The organism is Alloyangia pacifica (assembly GCF_003111685.1).
GTDB lineage: Bacteria > Pseudomonadota > Alphaproteobacteria > Rhodobacterales > Rhodobacteraceae > Salipiger > Salipiger pacificus_A.
Genome location: NZ_CP022189.1, coordinates 2,008,730 through 2,025,187, shown reverse-complemented (window position 1 = coordinate 2,025,187; position 16,458 = coordinate 2,008,730). Strand labels below are relative to the sequence as shown.

General features: G+C 67.2%; 14 protein-coding genes. 13 read left to right on the top strand and 1 reads right to left on the bottom strand.

Annotated elements, in window-relative coordinates; all coding sequences use genetic code 11:
- Positions 1-26 precede the first annotated feature (26 nt).
- The 13 genes from CEW88_RS09725 to CEW88_RS09670 all read left to right on the top strand — a co-directional run bounded on the left by CEW88_RS09725 (position 27) and on the right by CEW88_RS09670 (position 15,915).
- The gene (locus tag CEW88_RS09725) at positions 27-980 is read left to right on the top strand and encodes an ABC transporter permease (RefSeq protein ID WP_108966320.1); all 954 of its coding nucleotides are present in this window, start codon (positions 27-29) and stop codon (positions 978-980) included.
- A 3-nt stretch (positions 981-983) separates the two neighbouring features.
- A complete protein-coding gene (locus CEW88_RS09720) occupies positions 984-1,871 on the top strand; it encodes an ABC transporter permease (protein ID WP_108966318.1) in 888 nt (295 codons plus the stop codon).
- Positions 1,858-2,931 carry an ABC transporter ATP-binding protein gene (locus tag CEW88_RS09715; RefSeq protein WP_108966316.1) on the top strand — a complete coding sequence of 358 codons (1,074 nt, stop codon included), beginning with the start codon at positions 1,858-1,860 and terminating at the stop codon, positions 2,929-2,931. Before CEW88_RS09720 ends, CEW88_RS09715 begins: the two co-directional genes overlap by 14 nt.
- 94 nt (positions 2,932-3,025) lie before the next feature.
- Positions 3,026-4,003, top strand: a complete 978-nt coding sequence (locus CEW88_RS09710) for an ABC transporter ATP-binding protein (RefSeq protein ID WP_108966314.1) — start codon at positions 3,026-3,028, stop codon at positions 4,001-4,003.
- 10 nt (positions 4,004-4,013) lie between these two features.
- Entirely contained in the window at positions 4,014-5,198 is a 1,185-nt protein-coding gene (locus tag CEW88_RS09705) for an amidase (RefSeq protein WP_108966312.1), read from the top strand.
- 11 nt (positions 5,199-5,209) lie between these two features.
- Positions 5,210-5,671 carry a RidA family protein gene (locus tag CEW88_RS09700; RefSeq protein ID WP_108966310.1) on the top strand — a complete coding sequence of 154 codons (462 nt, stop codon included), beginning with the start codon at positions 5,210-5,212 and terminating at the stop codon, positions 5,669-5,671.
- Positions 5,664-6,320, top strand: coding sequence for an aspartate/glutamate racemase family protein (locus CEW88_RS09695; protein ID WP_254694382.1), 657 nt, complete (start codon positions 5,664-5,666; stop codon positions 6,318-6,320). The genes CEW88_RS09700 and CEW88_RS09695 overlap by 8 nt, the downstream gene beginning before the upstream one ends.
- 228 nt (positions 6,321-6,548) lie before the next feature.
- Positions 6,549-8,159, top strand: coding sequence for a glucan biosynthesis protein (locus CEW88_RS09690; protein ID WP_254694381.1), 1,611 nt, complete (start codon positions 6,549-6,551; stop codon positions 8,157-8,159).
- Complete coding sequence (locus tag CEW88_RS24485) at positions 8,156-8,338, top strand: hypothetical protein (RefSeq protein WP_159099586.1); 183 nt, start codon at positions 8,156-8,158, stop codon at positions 8,336-8,338. Before CEW88_RS09690 ends, CEW88_RS24485 begins: the two co-directional genes overlap by 4 nt.
- A gap of 10 nt (positions 8,339-8,348) precedes the next feature.
- Entirely contained in the window at positions 8,349-10,157 is a 1,809-nt protein-coding gene (mdoH, locus tag CEW88_RS09685; RefSeq protein ID WP_108966305.1) for a glucans biosynthesis glucosyltransferase MdoH, read from the top strand.
- Positions 10,144-11,376, top strand: a complete 1,233-nt coding sequence (locus CEW88_RS09680; protein WP_108966303.1) for an OpgC family protein — start codon at positions 10,144-10,146, stop codon at positions 11,374-11,376. Before mdoH ends, CEW88_RS09680 begins: the two co-directional genes overlap by 14 nt.
- Before the next feature lie 194 nt (positions 11,377-11,570).
- Complete coding sequence (locus tag CEW88_RS09675; protein ID WP_108966301.1) at positions 11,571-12,797, top strand: efflux RND transporter periplasmic adaptor subunit; 1,227 nt, start codon at positions 11,571-11,573, stop codon at positions 12,795-12,797.
- A 4-nt stretch (positions 12,798-12,801) separates the two neighbouring features.
- On the top strand, positions 12,802-15,915 hold the full coding sequence (locus CEW88_RS09670) for a multidrug efflux RND transporter permease subunit (protein WP_108966299.1): 3,114 nt from the start codon (positions 12,802-12,804) through the stop codon (positions 15,913-15,915).
- 28 nt (positions 15,916-15,943) lie between these two features.
- Here CEW88_RS09670 and CEW88_RS09665 read toward each other — a convergent pair whose 3' ends face one another.
- A complete protein-coding gene (locus CEW88_RS09665) occupies positions 15,944-16,393 on the bottom strand; it encodes a MarR family winged helix-turn-helix transcriptional regulator (protein ID WP_108966297.1) in 450 nt (149 codons plus the stop codon).
- Positions 16,394-16,458 lie beyond the last annotated feature (65 nt).

Here is a 16,458-nt window from a genome sequence, read left to right as displayed (position 1 = left end):
TCACTTCCAGCCAGGGACCACCACCCGTGCTCAGCTACTTTCTCCGCCGCCTCATCCTCGTGCTGCCCGTGGCCTTCGGGGTGTCGGTCATCTGTTTCCTGCTGGTGCAGATCGCCCCCGGCGATCCGCTCACAGCCATCATGCCCGTCGACGCCACCGCCGAAGAACAGGCCGCCATGCGCGCGGCCTATGGGCTCGATAAACCGCTGCCCATCCAATACGCGATCTGGATCGGCAACCTCGTGCAGGGCGACATGGGCAAGTCCATCGCCACCGGTCGCCCGGTCGCGCAGGAGGTCTTCGGCGCGGTGCAGAACTCGCTGCTGCTGGCGGTCTCGGCTGCGGTCATCGCCTTTCCCATCGGCATTTTCCTCGGCTTTCTCGCGGGCTATTTCCGCGACACGCTGCTGGATCGCGCGGTCACCGCGCTGTCGATCACCGGCGTGTCGGTGCCGAACTACTGGCTCGGCATCGTGCTGGTCATCATCTTTTCCGTGAACCTCGGCTGGCTGCCCTCGATGGGCGCCGGGCCGGGCGGCTCGCAGAGCTGGGAATGGGACTGGCTGCACATGCGCCACCTGATCCTGCCCGCGGTCACGCTGGCCGTGGTGCCCATCGGCATCGTCGCCCGCACCGTGCGCGCGCTCGCCGGAGACATCCTGACGCAGGACTTCGTGCAGGCGCTTTATGCCAAGGGCATGAGCCGCGGCGACGTGCTGCGCCACGTGGCGCGCAACGCCGCCGCCACGGCGCTGTCGGTCATGGGGCTGCAGCTGGGCTACCTGCTGGGCGGCTCGATCCTCATTGAGACCGTGTTCAACTGGCCAGGCTCGGGGTTCCTGCTGTCGAACGCCATCTTCCAGCGTGACCTGCCGCTGTTGCAGGGCACGATCCTGATCCTCGCCCTGTTCTTCGTGGCGATGAACCTCATCGTCGACGTGGCGCAGGCCGCGATCGATCCGCGCATCAAGAGGAGCTGACCCATGGCTCTTGCCGAAACCGACACCATGCAGGACGTCAGGGCCGAGAAACCGCAGGGCTACTGGGCCGGGGTGGGCGCACGAGTGGTGCGCGACCCGGTCTCGATGATCTGCCTCGCGGTGGTGCTGGCGCTGATCCTCTCGGCGATCTTCGCGCCCTGGCTTGGTCTTGCCGACCCCTACAAGGGCTCGATGATCGCCCGCTTGAAACCGCTCGGCAGCGAGGGGCACCTTTTGGGCACCGACGAACAGGGCCGGGACATGCTGGCGCGGCTGATCTACGGCGGGCGGCTGACGCTCTTCATCGGGCTGATGCCGGTGGTGCTGGCCTTCTTCATCGGCTCCGCGCTGGGGATCGTCGCGGGCTATGTCGGCGGCATGACCAACACCATCATCATGCGCATCGTGGATGTCTTCTTCGCCTTCCCCTCGGTGCTCTTGGCGATCGCCATCTCGGGGGCGCTGGGGGCGGGGATCGTCAACTCCCTCGTGTCGCTGACCATCGTCTTCATCCCGCCGATCACCCGCGTCGCCGAGGCGGTGACCTCGGGGGTGCGCGCGCTCGACTACATCGACGCCGCGCGGGCCACCGGGGCGAACGCGCTGACGGTGATCCGCGTGCATGTGATCGGAAACGTGCTGTCGCCGATCTTCGTCTATGCCACCTCGCTGACGAGCGTGTGCATGATCCTTGCCGCGGGCCTGTCGTTCCTCGGCATCGGCGTGCGCCCGCCCGAGCCCGAATGGGGGCTGATGCTGAACACGCTGCGCTCGGCCATCTACATCAACCCGTGGCTCTCGGCGCTGCCGGGGGTGATGATCTTTGTCACGTCGCTCTGTCTCAACCTGCTGAGCGACGGCCTGAGGAGTGCGATGAATGTCCGTGACTGACCTGTCTGCTATCAAACCCAGGACCGCTGCCCCCGCGAGCCGCGACAAGGGCGGGCCGGCGCAGCCTCTGGTCATCGTCAAGGGCCTGCAAAAGCACTTCCCCGTCCGAGGCGGCATCCTTGGCCGTACACAGGCCATGGTGCAGGCGGTGGACGGCGTGTCCTTCGAGGTGAAGAAGGGCGAGACGCTCGGCATCGTCGGCGAGTCAGGTTGCGGCAAGTCGACCACCGCGCGGCTGCTCATCGGCCTCATCGAGAAGGACAAGGGCGAGATCATCTTCGACGGGCAGGGGCTGGGCGAGCGGCTGTCGCTGAAGGACCTGCGCAAGGATGTGCAGATGGTCTTTCAGGACAGCTATGCCTCGCTCAACCCACGGCTGACCATCGAGGACAGCGTAGCCTTCGGCGCCAAGGTGCAGGGGCTCGACGATCCCAACGGACGGGCGCGCAGCCTGATGGCGCGCGTCGGGCTCGATCCCGACCGTTTCGCCCACCGCTACCCGCACGAGCTCTCCGGCGGCCAGCGCCAGCGGGTGAACATCGCCCGCGCGCTCGCCATGTCGCCGCGGCTGGTGGTGCTGGACGAGGCCGTGTCTGCGCTCGACAAATCGGTCGAGGCGCAGGTGCTGAACCTGCTGTCGGACCTGCGCCGCGAGTTCGGGCTGACCTATATCTTCATCAGCCACGACCTGAACGTGGTGCGCTACATTTCTGACCGCATCCTTGTCATGTATCTCGGCGAGGTGGTCGAGGTCGCGCCGGTGGACAGCATCTGGGAGAGCCAGGCGCATCCCTACACCCGCTCGCTGTTCTCGGCGATGCCCTCGATGGATCCCGACAACCGCACTCAGGAGCCGCCGCTGGCCGGGGATCCGCCGAACCCGATCGACCCGCCCAAGGGCTGCCGCTTCCACACCCGCTGCCGCTTTGTCAGCGAGGTGTGCAAGAGCAAGGTGCCAAAGCTGATGGGACTCGCGGGAAAGGCCGAACACCTGACGGCCTGCCACCTGCATGACGCAACCTCCGGCCACCCGAAAGCCGGGCAGGGGGTGCCGCAATGATCCTCTCGGGATGCCGCACGACGAAAGCGCGCGAGGTCTTCTGGACCGCGCCGCAATCCGCCCCCACCCCCCAGACCCAGCCGGAGGAGGGCAAATGACAAAGCTGCTCGACATCCAGAACCTCACGCTGCGCTTCAGGGGCAAGCGCACGGTGCATGCGCTCAACGACGTCTCGCTGGGCATGGAGCAGGGCGAGACGCTGGCGCTGCTGGGCGAGTCCGGGTCGGGCAAATCGGTGACGCTGAAGGCGCTTTTGGGGCTCCTGCCGCCGAAGCGCACCGAGATCGAAGGCAAGATCGAGGTCAACGGCACCGACGTGCTGAGCCTGTCCGGCAGGAAGCTGCAGAAGTACCGGGGCGGCGAGGTCTCGATGGTGTTTCAGGAGCCGGCGCTGGCGCTCGATCCGGTCTACACCGTCGGTCACCAGATCGCCGAGTCCGTCATGCGCCACAAGGGGGTCAGCAAGGCCGACGCCATGTCGACCGCGCTCGACATGCTCGACCGGGTGCGCATTCCCTCGGCCAACCGGCGGCTGCACAACTACCCGCACGAGCTGTCGGGGGGCATGCGCCAGCGGGTCATGATCGCCCTCGCGCTGGCGTGCCGGCCTCGGCTGCTGCTGGCCGACGAGCCGACGACGGCGCTCGATGCCACGGTGCAGATCCAGATCCTGCTGCTGCTGCGCGAATTGCAGAAGGAGTTCGGCATGGGGGTGATCTTTGTCACCCATGACATCGGCGTGGCGGTGGAGATCTCCGAGCGCGTGGCCGTGATGTACGCCGGACAGATCGTCGAGGAAGGGACGACCTCGGAGATCATCAAGTCGGCGCAGCATCCCTATACGCAGGGCCTCTTGGCGGCGAACCTGCACGACGTCGCGCGCGGTGCACGGCTCAACGCCATCCCCGGCGCGCCGCCCTCGCTCGAGACCAAGCCGGACAGCTGCTCCTTTGCGCCGCGCTGCGCCCATGCCACCGCCGAGTGCCGCGCCGCGCTGCCGCCGGTCTTCGCCCCCGCGCCGCGCCGACGCGTGGCCTGCGTGAAGGCCGCGCCCGCCGTGGCGGCGGAGTGACGGGAAAGCCATGTTGATCGAGCACGACCCCTACCGCTGCTTCATGCCCTACGAGCCGGTTCAGGTGGAGAGCGCCGAGGACGGGCCGCTGGCCGATCTCACGATCGCGGTGAAGGACATCTTCGACGTGGCGGGCTACCGCACCGGATCGGGCTGCCCGCTGCGGCTGGCGGCGAGCCCGGTGCGCGCCGCCACCGCGCCGGCGGCGCAAAGATTACTCGATGCGGGCGCGCGCTTCGTCGGCAAGACCCACACCGACGAGCTGGCCTGGTCGATGTACGGGATGAACATGCACTTCGGCACGCCGGTGAACCCCGCCGCGCCGGACCGCATCCCCGGCGGTTCATCCTCGGGCTCGGCCGTCGCGGTGGCCGGGGGGCTCGCCGACATCGCCATCGGTTCGGACACCGGCGGCTCGGTCCGTGCGCCGGCCAGTTTCTGCGGCATCTGGGGGATCCGCCCGACCCATGGGCGCATCCCGCTCGATCTCGCGCAGCCGCTGGCCGCAAGCTACGACACCTGCGGGCTCTTCGCGCGTGACGGAGAGACGCTGCTGCGGGCGATGTCTGTGCTGCTGGACGGCAGCTCCGCGCCGCTGCCCGAGGTGCCGGAGTTCCTGCGTCCGATCGACATGCTGGCGCAGCTCGGGCCAGAGGCGCTGGCCCTTTGGGAGGCGAGGTTCGGAGAGCTTCCGGCCCGCGAGGTTCGCGTTTATCCCGACGGGGTCGATGCCGCTTACACCGCTTTCCTGCGCACCCTCGGCGCCGATGCGCGCAACTGGGTGCTGCCCTTCATCCGCCAGAGCGGCATGCCCCTGGCGCGCGGGATCGACCAGCGCGCCGACGCTGCCGAGGCGCTGACCGAGGCCGAGATCGCGGGCGGGCAGGCGGCGCGGCGCGCCTTCACCGCGCATGTCGAAGCGCTGCTGGGTCAGTCGGGCGTGATCCTCGCCCCGGCGGTGCATGACGCGCCGTTCCGGCTCGACCCGCCGCTGGAGCTGTTCGACGGGTTCCGGCACGACTGCGCGCGGCTGCTTTGCGTCGCGGGCCTGTCGGGTCTGCCGCAGGTGGTCTTCCCGGCGGGCAGGCTGGGCGGGGCACCCTACGGCCTGTCGTTGATCGGGCCGCGCGGCTCGGACCTGTCGCTGATCTCGCTGGCCTGCCGCATCGCCGCCGGTTTCGCGGTTCCGGCCTGACGGAGAGTTCCATGGAAGAAATCGAACGCAAGCTTGCCGGGATGGGCCTGGCCCTGCCGCCCTCGGCTCCCTCGCGCGCGCTGTTCCTTCCCGGCAAGATCAGCGGCAACCTTCTGTTCCTTTCGGGGCAGATCTGCGAGTGGGAGGGTGTGCCGAAGTACTTCGGCCCGGTGCCACAAGGCTTCGACGTGAAATTGGGGCAGGCGGCGGCGCGGATGTGCGCGCTGAACCTGCTCTACTCGATCAAGGCGGTCGCGGGCTCGCTCGACCGGGTTCGGAGCGTGGTGCGGCTGGGTGGCTTTGTCGCCGCGCCGCCGGGCTATGGCGACGGGCCGTTGATCGTCAATGGCGCCTCGCAGCTCTTCATCGATCTCTGGGGCGAGGCTGGGCGACACGCCCGCACCGCCGTCAACGTCACGTCGTTGCCCGCGAACGCGCTGGTCGAGATCGAGGCGACGGTCGAGCTTGATTGACACGGGCGTCCCTTCGATCCTGCTGATCAATCCCAACAGCAACGCCGACACCACCCGCGCCATGTGCGCCATCGCGGGGCGGGTGCTGCCGGGGGTGCGCGGCTGGACCGCGCCAGGGGGGCCGCCGCTGATCACCGATCCCGAGGCGCTGGCCGAGGCCGCCGCCTATGTCGCGGCGGCAGAGATTGCACCGGAGTGCGCCGGGGTCATCGTCTCGGCCTTTGGCGATCCGGGGCAGGTGGCGCTGGCTGCGAGGTTGCAGGTTCCCGTAATCGGCATTGGCGCCGCCGCGGCCCGTGCGGCAGCAAAAGGAGGCCGCGCCTTTGCCGTGGTCACCCATACGCCTGCACTGGAAACAAGCATTGATCGATTGATGAACAGTGCCGCTCCCGACGGGCGCTATCTTGGGACCTACCTTGCCGAGGGGGACCCGATCGCGCTGTCTGAAGATCCCAAAAAGCTAGACAACGCATTGCTTTATGCCGCGATACGCGCGCATGGCGACGGCGCCGAGGCGGTGATCATCGGAGGGGGGCCGTTGGGCGAGGCGGCCGATCGACTCGCTGATCACGCACCCTGTATTCTTGTTTCGCCTATTTTACGCGCAGCAGTTGAATTGCGAGCGAGACTCCGCTTGCCAACCGCCTGAATCTGCGGCAATCCGCCAGTGGATTGCCTTCGAAAGCGCAGCATGAGCGGAGATTCGGCAGAGTCTTGCCGCCGCGCAGCAAAAGCCCGCTTTTGTAGGGAACCCCTTAGATTACGGGGTGTTGTCTTTCCCGTACTCGCTATCAGATTCCCGCCCAGTACCACCCCTTGGAGCAGACATTTGCGGAAGTATCCGATCTCTAGTCCTGTTGTGTCCGGACGCGCGTTCGTGGCGCGTCAAAACCGACGCCAGTTCCTGGCCCAGCTTGCCGGCTCCGCCGCCGTTCCCGCGCTTCTGAGCGCGACGTCCCTTGACGCGCAGGAGACGACCGAAGAAGGCACCAACGCGGCCCCCGACGAGCAGACCCAGAGCGAGACAACCCCCTTTTCCTTCGACATCCTCTCGGCGCAGATGGCCGAGGCCGCGAAAGCGCCCCCGCTGGAACCCGAGCAGGTCGAGGGCTTCCTTGCCGAGCTCGACTACGACGGCTACCAGCGCATCCGGTTCGATCCCGACAAGGCCCGTTGGGCGGATCTGCCGGACGACACGTTCCGGCTGCATGCCTTCCACCTCGGCTGGCTGTTCAAGCAGCCTGTGCGCCTGCATGAGGTGGTCAACGGCGAGTCGCGGCTGATGCATTTCTCGACCGCGGATTTCGACTATTCCTCGGTCGAGACACCGATCCCCGAAAATGCCGAGATGCCGGGCGTCGCCGGCTTCCGGCTGCACAACCCGCTGAACCGCGCCGACACCTTCGACGAGCTGGTGGCCTTCCTCGGCGCGAGCTATTTCCGCGCGCTCGGACGCGACAACACCTACGGGCTCAGCGCCCGCGGGCTGGCGGTGAACACCGGTCTGTCGGGGGCCGAGGAATTCCCGCGGTTCAACGAGTTCTGGCTCGAACGCCCCGGCCCGGGCGCCGAGCACATGACCGTCTACGCGGCGCTTGGCAGTGCCTCGATCACCGGCGCCTACCGCTTCGTGATCCGCCCCGGCGAGGACACGCAGATCGACGTGACCGCGCGGCTCTTCTTGCGCAATGACATCCAGCAGCTCGGCATTGCGCCGCTCACCTCGATGTTCCTTTTCGGCGGGCCGGACATGGGTGACTTCGACGATTTCCGCCCTGCGGTGCACGACAGCGAAGCGCTGATGCTGACCACCCAGGGCGGCGAGACCTTCTTCCGCCCGCTCAACAACCCGCCGCGGCTGGCAAGTTCCTACTTCGGCGCGCTCAGCCCGGTGCGCTTCGGGCTGGTACAGCGGACTCGCGAGTTCGAGCATTACCTCGACGCCCAGGCCCATTACGAGAAGCGCCCGACGCTGCTGGTGGAGCCGATCGGCGATTGGGGCGAGGGCTCGGTGCGGCTGGTCGAGATCCCTTCGGATCTGGAGGCCAACGACAATATCGTCGCTTTCTGGATCCCCAAGGCCGAGACCAAGGCCGGGGATGCGCTGGAATTTTCCTATCACCTGCATTGGGGCATGACCCCGGTGGGCGACGGGGCCGTCGACCGGGCCCGCGTGGTGCGCACGCGGGTTGGCAGGGGCGGCATATCTGGGGTCGAGCAGGACACCGATCGGCGGAAATTCGTCATCGATTTCGAAGGCGGCACTTTGGGGGAACTTCCCGCTGGCGCCGAAGTTGAACCACAAGTAAGTGCCGCCAACGCTGAGATTGCCGAAGCGGTAGTGAGCCGAATCTCGGGGACCGAGACATGGCGTCTTGTTCTGGAAGTCGACGCGCCGGACGGCGCGGTCGCCGAACTCAAGGCGGGGCTCAAAGGGTATGGTCGTATGCTTACCGAAACCTGGACTTATCAATGGGTGAAGGAATGAATGCTGAACCGATGAAGGAACTGCACGTCGCCGAGGCTCGCGCTATCGAAATGCCGCATTGGGCTCCGCCCGAGGCGCCGATGGACATGCCGCGGCAGGAAATCGAGGCACCGCGCGCCGAGCGCGTGTCGCTGGGAGAGATGATTGCGCGCATATTGATGCCCGGCCAGAGAGCCTGAGGACCTGCGCATGCCGGTCTTGCCCTCGCCCAGCCGCATGACTGTGGCCACCCGTCTTTTCTCTGCGGCCTTCGCGCTCGTCGCGGCGGGGGTAGCGACAGGTCTATTGCTTGAGGTTGCCCTGCAGGACGGGGTCGAACCTTTTGACTTCGTGCGCGCCGGGCTGATCCTGGTCACCACCGCCTGGCTGGCTTGGGGGGCTGCGCTGGCGCTCACCGGGCTTGCGCCGCTGAGCCGGCGCGGGACGCGCGAGATGCAGATGCAGATGCAGGTGCAGATGCCGCAGCCGCGCACCGCGGTGCTCGTGCCAATTTGCAACGAGGACCCGGTGGCCACCTTCGCGCGCATCGCCGCAATGGACTCATCGATCCTGGCGGCAGGGGTGACGGCGGACGTTGCCATTCTGTCGGACACCCGTGACGACGCCGCGGCAGAAGAAGAGCGCCGCACCTTCGTGCGTCTGCTCGAAGAGACCGGTGGGCATGGGCGCATCTTCTACCGCCGCCGCGAGGACAACCGTGGTCGCAAGGCGGGCAATATCGAGGATTTCTTCCGCCGCTCCGGCGGCGCCTACGAACTGGCTGTGATCCTCGACGCGGACAGCCTGATGGAGGGTGCCGCCATCCGTCAGATGATCGCACGGATGCAGGCCGACACTCAGATCGGCCTGCTGCAGACCCTTCCGCGCATCGTCGGCGGGCGCAGCTTCTTCGGCCGCGCCATGCAGTTCGCCGCTGCTTTCCATGGCCCGGTCTTCACTCGCGGGCTGGCCCGCATGCAGGGGGCGACCGGACCGTTCTGGGGTCACAACGCCATCGTGCGGGTGCAAGCCTTCGCCGAGAGCTGCGGTCTGCCCGAATTGCAGGGCAAGCCGCCCTTCGGCGGGCATATCCTCAGCCATGACTACGTCGAGGCGGCGCTGCTAGCCCGCGCGGGCTGGAAGGTCGAGGTGGATGGCGGTATCGACGGCTCCTTCGAGGAAGGCCCCGAGAACCTTCTGTCCTTTGCCAAGCGCGACCGCCGCTGGTGTCAGGGCAATCTGCAGCACATCCGGCTGCTGACGGCGCCGGGCCTCGCGCCCTGGAGCCGCTTCGTCTTCGTGCTGGGCATCTTCTCGTATCTCGTGTCGCTGCTTTGGTTCGGCTTCCTCGTGGCCTCGGTGATCGCCGCGGTGACCGCGCCACCGCCCGATTACTTCCCCGAGCCGCACCTGCTGTTTCCGGTCTTTCCGAGCGATCGGACCAAGGAGATGATCGCCCTGATGATCGGGATTTTCGGCCTGCTCATCATGCCCAAGTTCGCGATCCTCATCGAAAGCGTCCTGACCCGCCGGGTCGGCGGGTTCGGAGGCGGGATGCGGGCCTTCTGGTCGGTGATCACCGAGGTCGCGCTGACCTCACTCATCGCGCCCTTGATGCTGATGTACCAGACCAAGGCCGTGCTTCAGGTGCTTTCCGGCCGTGACGGCGGCTGGCCCTCCAGCCAGCGCGGCGAGGGACAGTTGACCTTGGTGCAGGGCATTCGCGCGGGCCTCTGGATCACCGCGACCGGTGCCGTGGCTCTGGCGGTTACGGCCTGGCTGTCGCCCGATCTGGTGCCCTGGCTGCTGCCGGTCTGCCTGCCGATGCTCTTCGCACCGGTTCTGATCTCCTGGACGTCGCGCCCGTTGACCCACAGTCTTTTCATCACTCCCGATGAGCTCGCCCCCGCGCCGGTGGTGCGCAGCTACCGCGAAATTCACGCCCGCTGGAGCGGGACGCCGCAGGCCCCCCTGCCGGAACCCGGTCTCGGAAGGGGCGCACAGCATGCAGCAGCCTGAACACAAGCTCGTCTCCTTTCCTGGCACGAAGACACCGCCCGCGCGGCGTCCGCGCGATGCACGCATCGACGCCTTCCGCGGGCTGGCGCTGATCATGATCTTCATCGATCACGTGCCGGGGAACCCTTACGAGTACCTGACGATCCGCAACTTCACCCATTCGGATGCCGCCGAAGCGTTCTTCATCATGTCCGGCCTCGCCGCGGCCCTGGCCTATTCCGGGCGACTAACGCCCGAGGCGCGCGCCGAGCACGGGCTGTTGAACGGCGTGCTGCCCGTCTGGAAGCGGAGCTGGACGCTCTACCTGGCCCATATCTTCATGACGGTCTGGGCGATTGCCATATTCTCGGCGGGGGCGGGGATCTACAACCTTCCCGAGCTGCTCGAGACGATCAACCTGCGGCAGGTGTTCTCCAACCCCGAGGAGTCGCTCTTCGGCATTGCCGCTCTGACCCACCAGCTTGGCTACGTGAACATCTTGCCGGCCTATTCGGTGCTGCTCTTCTTCGCGCCGGCGATGCTGCTGCTGGGGCTCTGGAAGCCCAAAGCGCTGCTCTGGACCGCGCTGGCGATCTGGATGGCCGCGGGTCTCTGGCGCCTTAACCTGCCCAACTTCCCCAACCCCGGCGGCTGGTTCTTCAACCCGATCAGCTGGGAGCTGCTCTTCGCCATCGGCATGCTGACTGGCCTTGCCATGCGCCGGGGCGAGCGCTTTGTGCCGGTTTCCCGTCCGCTCTTCTGGGCAAGCCTGGGTTTCTGCGGTCTGGTGGTGGCCTGGAAGTTCATCCCCGAGTTCGGCGCGGTGATCAATCATCAGATGGCGCGGCTCTACCAGGCGGGGATCCCGTTCCACCTGACCACCCACGACAAGACATTCGTCGCCCTGCCGCGGCTTCTGAATATCCTGGCGCTGGCCTATGTGCTCTCGTGCCTGCCCGCCGTGACACGCTTCTGCGCGAGCAAGGCGGCTGCACCGCTGCGGCTGCTGGGCCAGCAGGGGCTGCTGGTCTTCTGCACCGGCACCATCGTCGCGCTGGCCTTCCAGGTGATCATGGCGGGCAACCCGCTGTCGGCCTGGATGGGCTGGGGTCTGCCGCCGCTGGGCGTCGTGATCATGCTTGTTATCGCCTGGATGGCCCAGTCGCGCAAACCGGTGCGGCGCGAGATACAGTCGCCGGGAGGGCTCGTCGCAAAGCCCGATCAACGTCGGGTGAGCTGAGGACCGGCACTCATGACCAGGAGAAGGGGCAGGCTGCGGCACGCCCCTTTTTCCTTGGCTTGAGCCTTCCGGCTCGCGGTCACGAAAAGGTCAGACGATGTTCTCCAAATGTCGAGACGGAAAGTCACCGTTGCTGCGTATCAAGGGTTCGCGCGGGCGGCGATCGCCCGCGCGTCCGACCGAAGGAGAAGAAGATGGCGTCGAGCCGCACCCCCCGGACCATCCGCGTCCTTGTCGCAGCCTTTGCGCTGACCCTCCCACAGGCCGAGCTGCTGCATGCCCAGGACGCCCCTCCGGCCGCGCGCGCGGCGCGCGAGGTCGGAGTGATCACGCTCGAGGCCAGCGACGTGCCCTATTCGGTGACCCTGCCGGGGCGCTCCACCGCCTTCGAGGAGGTGGCAATCCGGCCGCGCGTTTCGGGGGTGATTTCCGAAATTCTCTATGAGCCGGGCAGCGACGTGACCAAGGGCGAGGTGCTCTTCCGCATCGACGGTGACACCTATCAGGCCGATGTCGATGCCGCCGAAGCGGATGTGGCGGGCGCCGAGGCGGCGCTACGCAGCGCGGGGACGACGCTGTCACGCTATCAGAAGCTGGTCGGCACCGGGGTGACCGCCGCCGACGTGGACGCCGCCGAGGTCGACGTGATGCAGGCCAAGGCGACGCTGAGCGCGGCGCAGGCAGCGCTGGAGCTCGCCAGGCTCGACCTCGAGCGCACCGAGATCACCAGCCCCATCGATGGCATTGCCGTGCTGCCCGAGGTCTCGGTCGGCGATCTGGTGACCGCCAACCAGGAGGGCGCGTTGACCACTGTCACGCGGATCGACCCGATTTATGTCGACGTGCAGGAATCCATCACCCGGGTGCAGCAGACCCGAGAGCGGCTCGCCCAGGGCTCGCTGAACCGCGGCGCGCGGATCGAGGCCGAACTGGAACTTGAGACTGGTTCGATGTTCGAGGGGCAGGGCACCTTCGTGTCGCCCCCGGTGAGTGTTTCGACCACGACCGGCACTTCGGTCATCCGGCTGCGCTTCGACAACCCGAGGCGCGGCATCCTTCCGGGGCAGTTCCTGCGGGTGAAGCTGACCTTCGGCACCACCCCCTCGATCCTCGTGCCGCAAGGCGCCACCTCGCGCGCCTTGGACGGCACGCTGACCGCCTTCGTCGCTGCCGATGGCAAGGCCGAGAAGCGGACCCTGGCGGCGCAGGGCAGCTACAACAACGCCTGGATCGTCACCGAGGGCGTCGAGATCGGCGAGCAGCTCATCGTCGATGGGCTGCGCAACCTGCAGCGCGGCGCTGCGGTCAGCCCCATCGATGTGGTGATTTCCGAAACCGGCGTGGTCACCCGCGCCGACGGGAGGCCCGACAGCTTCGGTGCCGCGCCCGAGCCCGCTGCGGATACGCGGGCAAAGGGCTGACGGCATGGGAAATTTCTTTATTGCGCGCCCGGTCTTTGCCTGGGTGCTGGCGATCCTCACCATGCTGGCGGGGGCCTTGGCCGTGGTCACCCTGCCGGTCAGCCAGTATCCTGACATCGCCCCCACCACGGTGCGGGTCTCGGCCAGCTACAGCGGCGCCACCGCCGAGGCGGTGCAGAACTCGGTGACTCGCGAGATCGAGGACGCGATGACCGGCCTCGAAGGCATGCTCTACATGACCTCCAGCTCGTCCAAGGGGCGGGCCTCGATCGAGATCACCTTCGACGAGAGCGTCGATCCGGTGGACGCCCAGAACGAGGCGCAGTCCAAGATCAGCCAGGTCGAGGGTCGCCTGCCGAACGCGGTGCAGAGCCAGGGGGTGAGCGTTTCGCGGTCCTCCTCGTCGATCCTCATGGTCGGCGCGCTGGTCGACACCACCGGCACCTACAGCACGGTCGAGCTGGGCGACATCATGTCCACCACGGTCGAAGGGCCGATCGAGCGCACCGAGGGCGTCGGCGGCGTGCAGAGCTTCGGCTCGGGCTATGCCATGCGCATCTGGCTCGATCCGCTGTCGCTGGCGCGCTACCAGCTCACCCCCTCGGATGTGATGAGCGCGGTCTCGGCGCAGAACTCCACCGTCTCGGTCGGCGCGCTCGGGGAGCAGCCCACCACCAGGGGCCAGCAGTTCACCGCGACCATCACCGCCCAGAGCCAGCTGACCACCGTGGATGAATTCGAGTCCATCCTGCTGCGCTCTTCGGAAGAGGGTGGGGTGGTGCGGCTCGGCGACGTAGCGCGGGTCGAGATCGGGCAGGAGAGCTACGGCGGGGACTCGCGCTTCAACGGGCTCAACGCCTCGGGCTTCGGGGTGAACCTCGAAACTGGCGCCAACGCCGTGGACACCGCCGCCGCCGTGCGCGCGCAGCTGGACCGGCTGAGCGCCGCGCTGCCCGAGGGGGTGGAGTTCCGCACCGCCTATGACACCTCGCCCTTCGTCGAGCTGTCGATCGAGCAGGTTTATCACACGCTCTTCGAGGCGATCGTGCTGGTGCTCGCGGTTCTGCTGATCTTCCTGCAGAGCTGGCGCGCCACGCTGGTGCCGCTCATCGCCGTGCCGGTGGTGCTGCTCGGGACTTTCGGGGTGCTGATGGTCGCGGGCTATTCGATCAACACGCTGACCATGTTCGCCATGGTGCTGGCCATCGGTTTGCTCGTGGATGACGCCATCGTGGTGGTCGAGAACGTCGAGCGCCTGATGGAGGAAGAGAAGCTCTCGGCCTTCGAGGCGACGAAACGCTCGATGAGCCAGATCACCTCGGCGCTCGTCGGGATCAACGTGGTGCTGGCGGCGGTTTTCCTGCCGATGGCCTTCTTCGGCGGATCCACCGGGGTGATCTATCGGCAGTTCTCGATCACCATGGTCGCGGCCATGGCGATCTCGCTGATCATGGCGATCATCCTTTCGCCGCCCATGTCGGCGCGGCTGCTGAAACCCGCGCACGGTCCGGCGAAATTCCCCCCGGCGCGCTGGTTCAACGCCGGGCTCGGCAAGGTCACCGAGGGCTACGGACGCGTCGTCGACTGGTCGCTGAAGATGCCCGCGCTGGTTCTGCTGGTGCTGGCGGCGGCGCTTGGCGGGGCGTGGGTGGTCAACGAGCGGCTGACCTCCTCCTTCATTCCTGCCGAGGACCAGGGCGTGTTGATGACGATCATCAACCTCACCGAAGGCGCGACGACGCAGCAGACGAAGGCCACGCTGGAGCAGGTCGAGGATTACCTGCTGAACCAAGAGAGCGAGGCGGTCGAAAGCACCTTCGCCTCGCTGGGTTTCGGCTTTGGCGGCTCGGGGCAGAACCGCGCCATGGTCTTCGTGAAACTGCGCGACTTCGCGCTGCGGCAGGACAAGCCCGAGCTCTCGGCCAACGCCGTGGCGGCGCGGGCCACCGCGGCCTTTGCTTCGAGCCGCGCCGGACAGATCATGGTGATGCAGCCGCCCGCGATCCGCGGCCTCGGCAACACCGGCGGCTTCTCGTTCTACCTCGTCGATCAGGCGGGCAACGGTGTCGAGGCGCTGCAGGATGCCGCCGACCGGCTCGAAGCGCTCGCCGCCGCGCGGCCCGAGATCGCCAACGTCCGGGTCTCGGGCACCGAGAACGAGAGCGCGCTGCGCATCTCCATCGACCGCGAGAAGGCCGAGAGCTTCGGGCTCACGCTGTCGGAGATCAATGCGATGCTCTCGGTGATCTTCTCGGGCAGCGAGGTGAACGACTTCGTCCTCGGCTCGGAGCTTCGCCCGGTCATTGTGCAGGCCGATGCCGAGCACCGCATGCAACCCGAGAACATCATGGCGTGGTACGCCAGGAACGCGGAGGGCGAGATGGTGCCCTTCTCGGCTTTCATGAAAACCGAATGGGAGCCCGTCGCCCCGCGCCTTCAGCGCTACTCGGCGACGCAGGCGATCGAGGTCTCGGGCTCGCCGAGCGCCGATGTCAGCTCGGGCGTCGCGATGACCGTCATGCAGGAGTTGGTCAACGGCATGGACGGCGGCTACGGGCTGGCCTGGACGGGGCTGTCATACCAGGAGCAGCAGTCGGGCGCGCAGGCGCCACTGCTCTACGCGATCTCTGGGCTCGTGGTGTTCCTTGCGCTGGCGGCGCTTTACGAAAGCTGGGCGATCCCCTTCTCGGTGATGCTGTCGGTGCCGGTCGGCCTGTTTGGGGCGCTGCTGGCGGCCTATTGGTTCGGCCAGTCGAACGACGTCTACTTCAAGGTCGGCATCCTGACGACGATCGGCCTTTCTGCGCGCAACGCGATCCTGATCGTCGAGTTCGCCGAGGACCTGAGGCGGCAGGGGCGGAGCATCGCGCAGGCCGCCAAGGAGGCGGCGCAGCTGCGCCTGCGGCCGATCCTCATGACCGCGCTGACCTTCATCCTCGGGGTGGTGCCTCTGGCCACGGCCAGCGGCGCGGGGGCGGGGGCGCAGAACGCCATCGGCGTCGGGGTGATCGGCGGGATGATCGCCTCGACCGCCATCGGCATCTTCCTGGTTCCGGGCTTCTACGTGCTGGTCATGCTCCTGGTGCGCCGGGTGAAGGGTGGCAAGGCCACGGCCTGACGCTGCCGGGCGCGGCGGCACGTCCCTGTCACGTGGCGATCTTGCCAAGCAGGCGGATCAGGGTCTGGCGCTCGCGCTTGTTCAGCGGGTCGAGCATGTCGGCGCTGACCTCGATGGCTGCATATGTCGCGCTGTCCACCAGCGCCACGCCCTCGGGGGTGAGCGAGACGAGATGCCGGCGCCGGTCCGTGGGGTCGCGCTCGGTGCGCAGCAGGCCGCGCGCGCCAAGCCGGTCGACCACGCCTTTCGTCGTCGCCCCGTCCATGGCCACCGAGCGACCCAGCATGTTCTGCGACATCGGTCCGTCCTCGGCCAGCCGGTGCAGGATGGAGAACTGCATCGGTGTCAGGGCGCCGTCGATCTTGTCCGAGAAGATCGTGCAATTGCGCTGGTAGGCCTTGCGCAGCAGGAAGCCCACCTGCTCGTGCAGCTGGTAGCCATGCTCGTCGCTGGTGCGGGCTTTGGGCGTGTCGGCCATTGGTGCGCTCCTTCCTCCTTGAAAGAGGTAGGGCGCCCGGCGCCGCATCGCAACGCCGATGTGGC

What these genes read in the sequence shown, in the direction of transcription:
- CEW88_RS09675 (WP_108966301.1), top strand. Translation starts at nt 11,571, where the DNA reads ATGGCGTCGAGCCGCACCCCCCGGACCATCCGCGTCCTTGTCGCAGCC.
- CEW88_RS24485 (WP_159099586.1), top strand. Translation starts at nt 8,156, where the DNA reads ATGAATGCTGAACCGATGAAGGAACTGCACGTCGCCGAGGCTCGCGCT.
- CEW88_RS09720 (WP_108966318.1), top strand. Translation starts at nt 984, where the DNA reads ATGGCTCTTGCCGAAACCGACACCATGCAGGACGTCAGGGCCGAGAAA.
- CEW88_RS09700 (WP_108966310.1), top strand. Translation starts at nt 5,210, where the DNA reads ATGGAAGAAATCGAACGCAAGCTTGCCGGGATGGGCCTGGCCCTGCCG.
- mdoH (WP_108966305.1), top strand. Translation starts at nt 8,349, where the DNA reads ATGCCGGTCTTGCCCTCGCCCAGCCGCATGACTGTGGCCACCCGTCTT.
- CEW88_RS09715 (WP_108966316.1), top strand. Translation starts at nt 1,858, where the DNA reads ATGTCCGTGACTGACCTGTCTGCTATCAAACCCAGGACCGCTGCCCCC.
- CEW88_RS09710 (WP_108966314.1), top strand. Translation starts at nt 3,026, where the DNA reads ATGACAAAGCTGCTCGACATCCAGAACCTCACGCTGCGCTTCAGGGGC.
- CEW88_RS09665 (WP_108966297.1), bottom strand. Translation starts at nt 16,393, where the DNA reads ATGGCCGACACGCCCAAAGCCCGCACCAGCGACGAGCATGGCTACCAG.
- CEW88_RS09680 (WP_108966303.1), top strand. Translation starts at nt 10,144, where the DNA reads ATGCAGCAGCCTGAACACAAGCTCGTCTCCTTTCCTGGCACGAAGACA.
- CEW88_RS09705 (WP_108966312.1), top strand. Translation starts at nt 4,014, where the DNA reads ATGTTGATCGAGCACGACCCCTACCGCTGCTTCATGCCCTACGAGCCG.
- CEW88_RS09670 (WP_108966299.1), top strand. Translation starts at nt 12,802, where the DNA reads ATGGGAAATTTCTTTATTGCGCGCCCGGTCTTTGCCTGGGTGCTGGCG.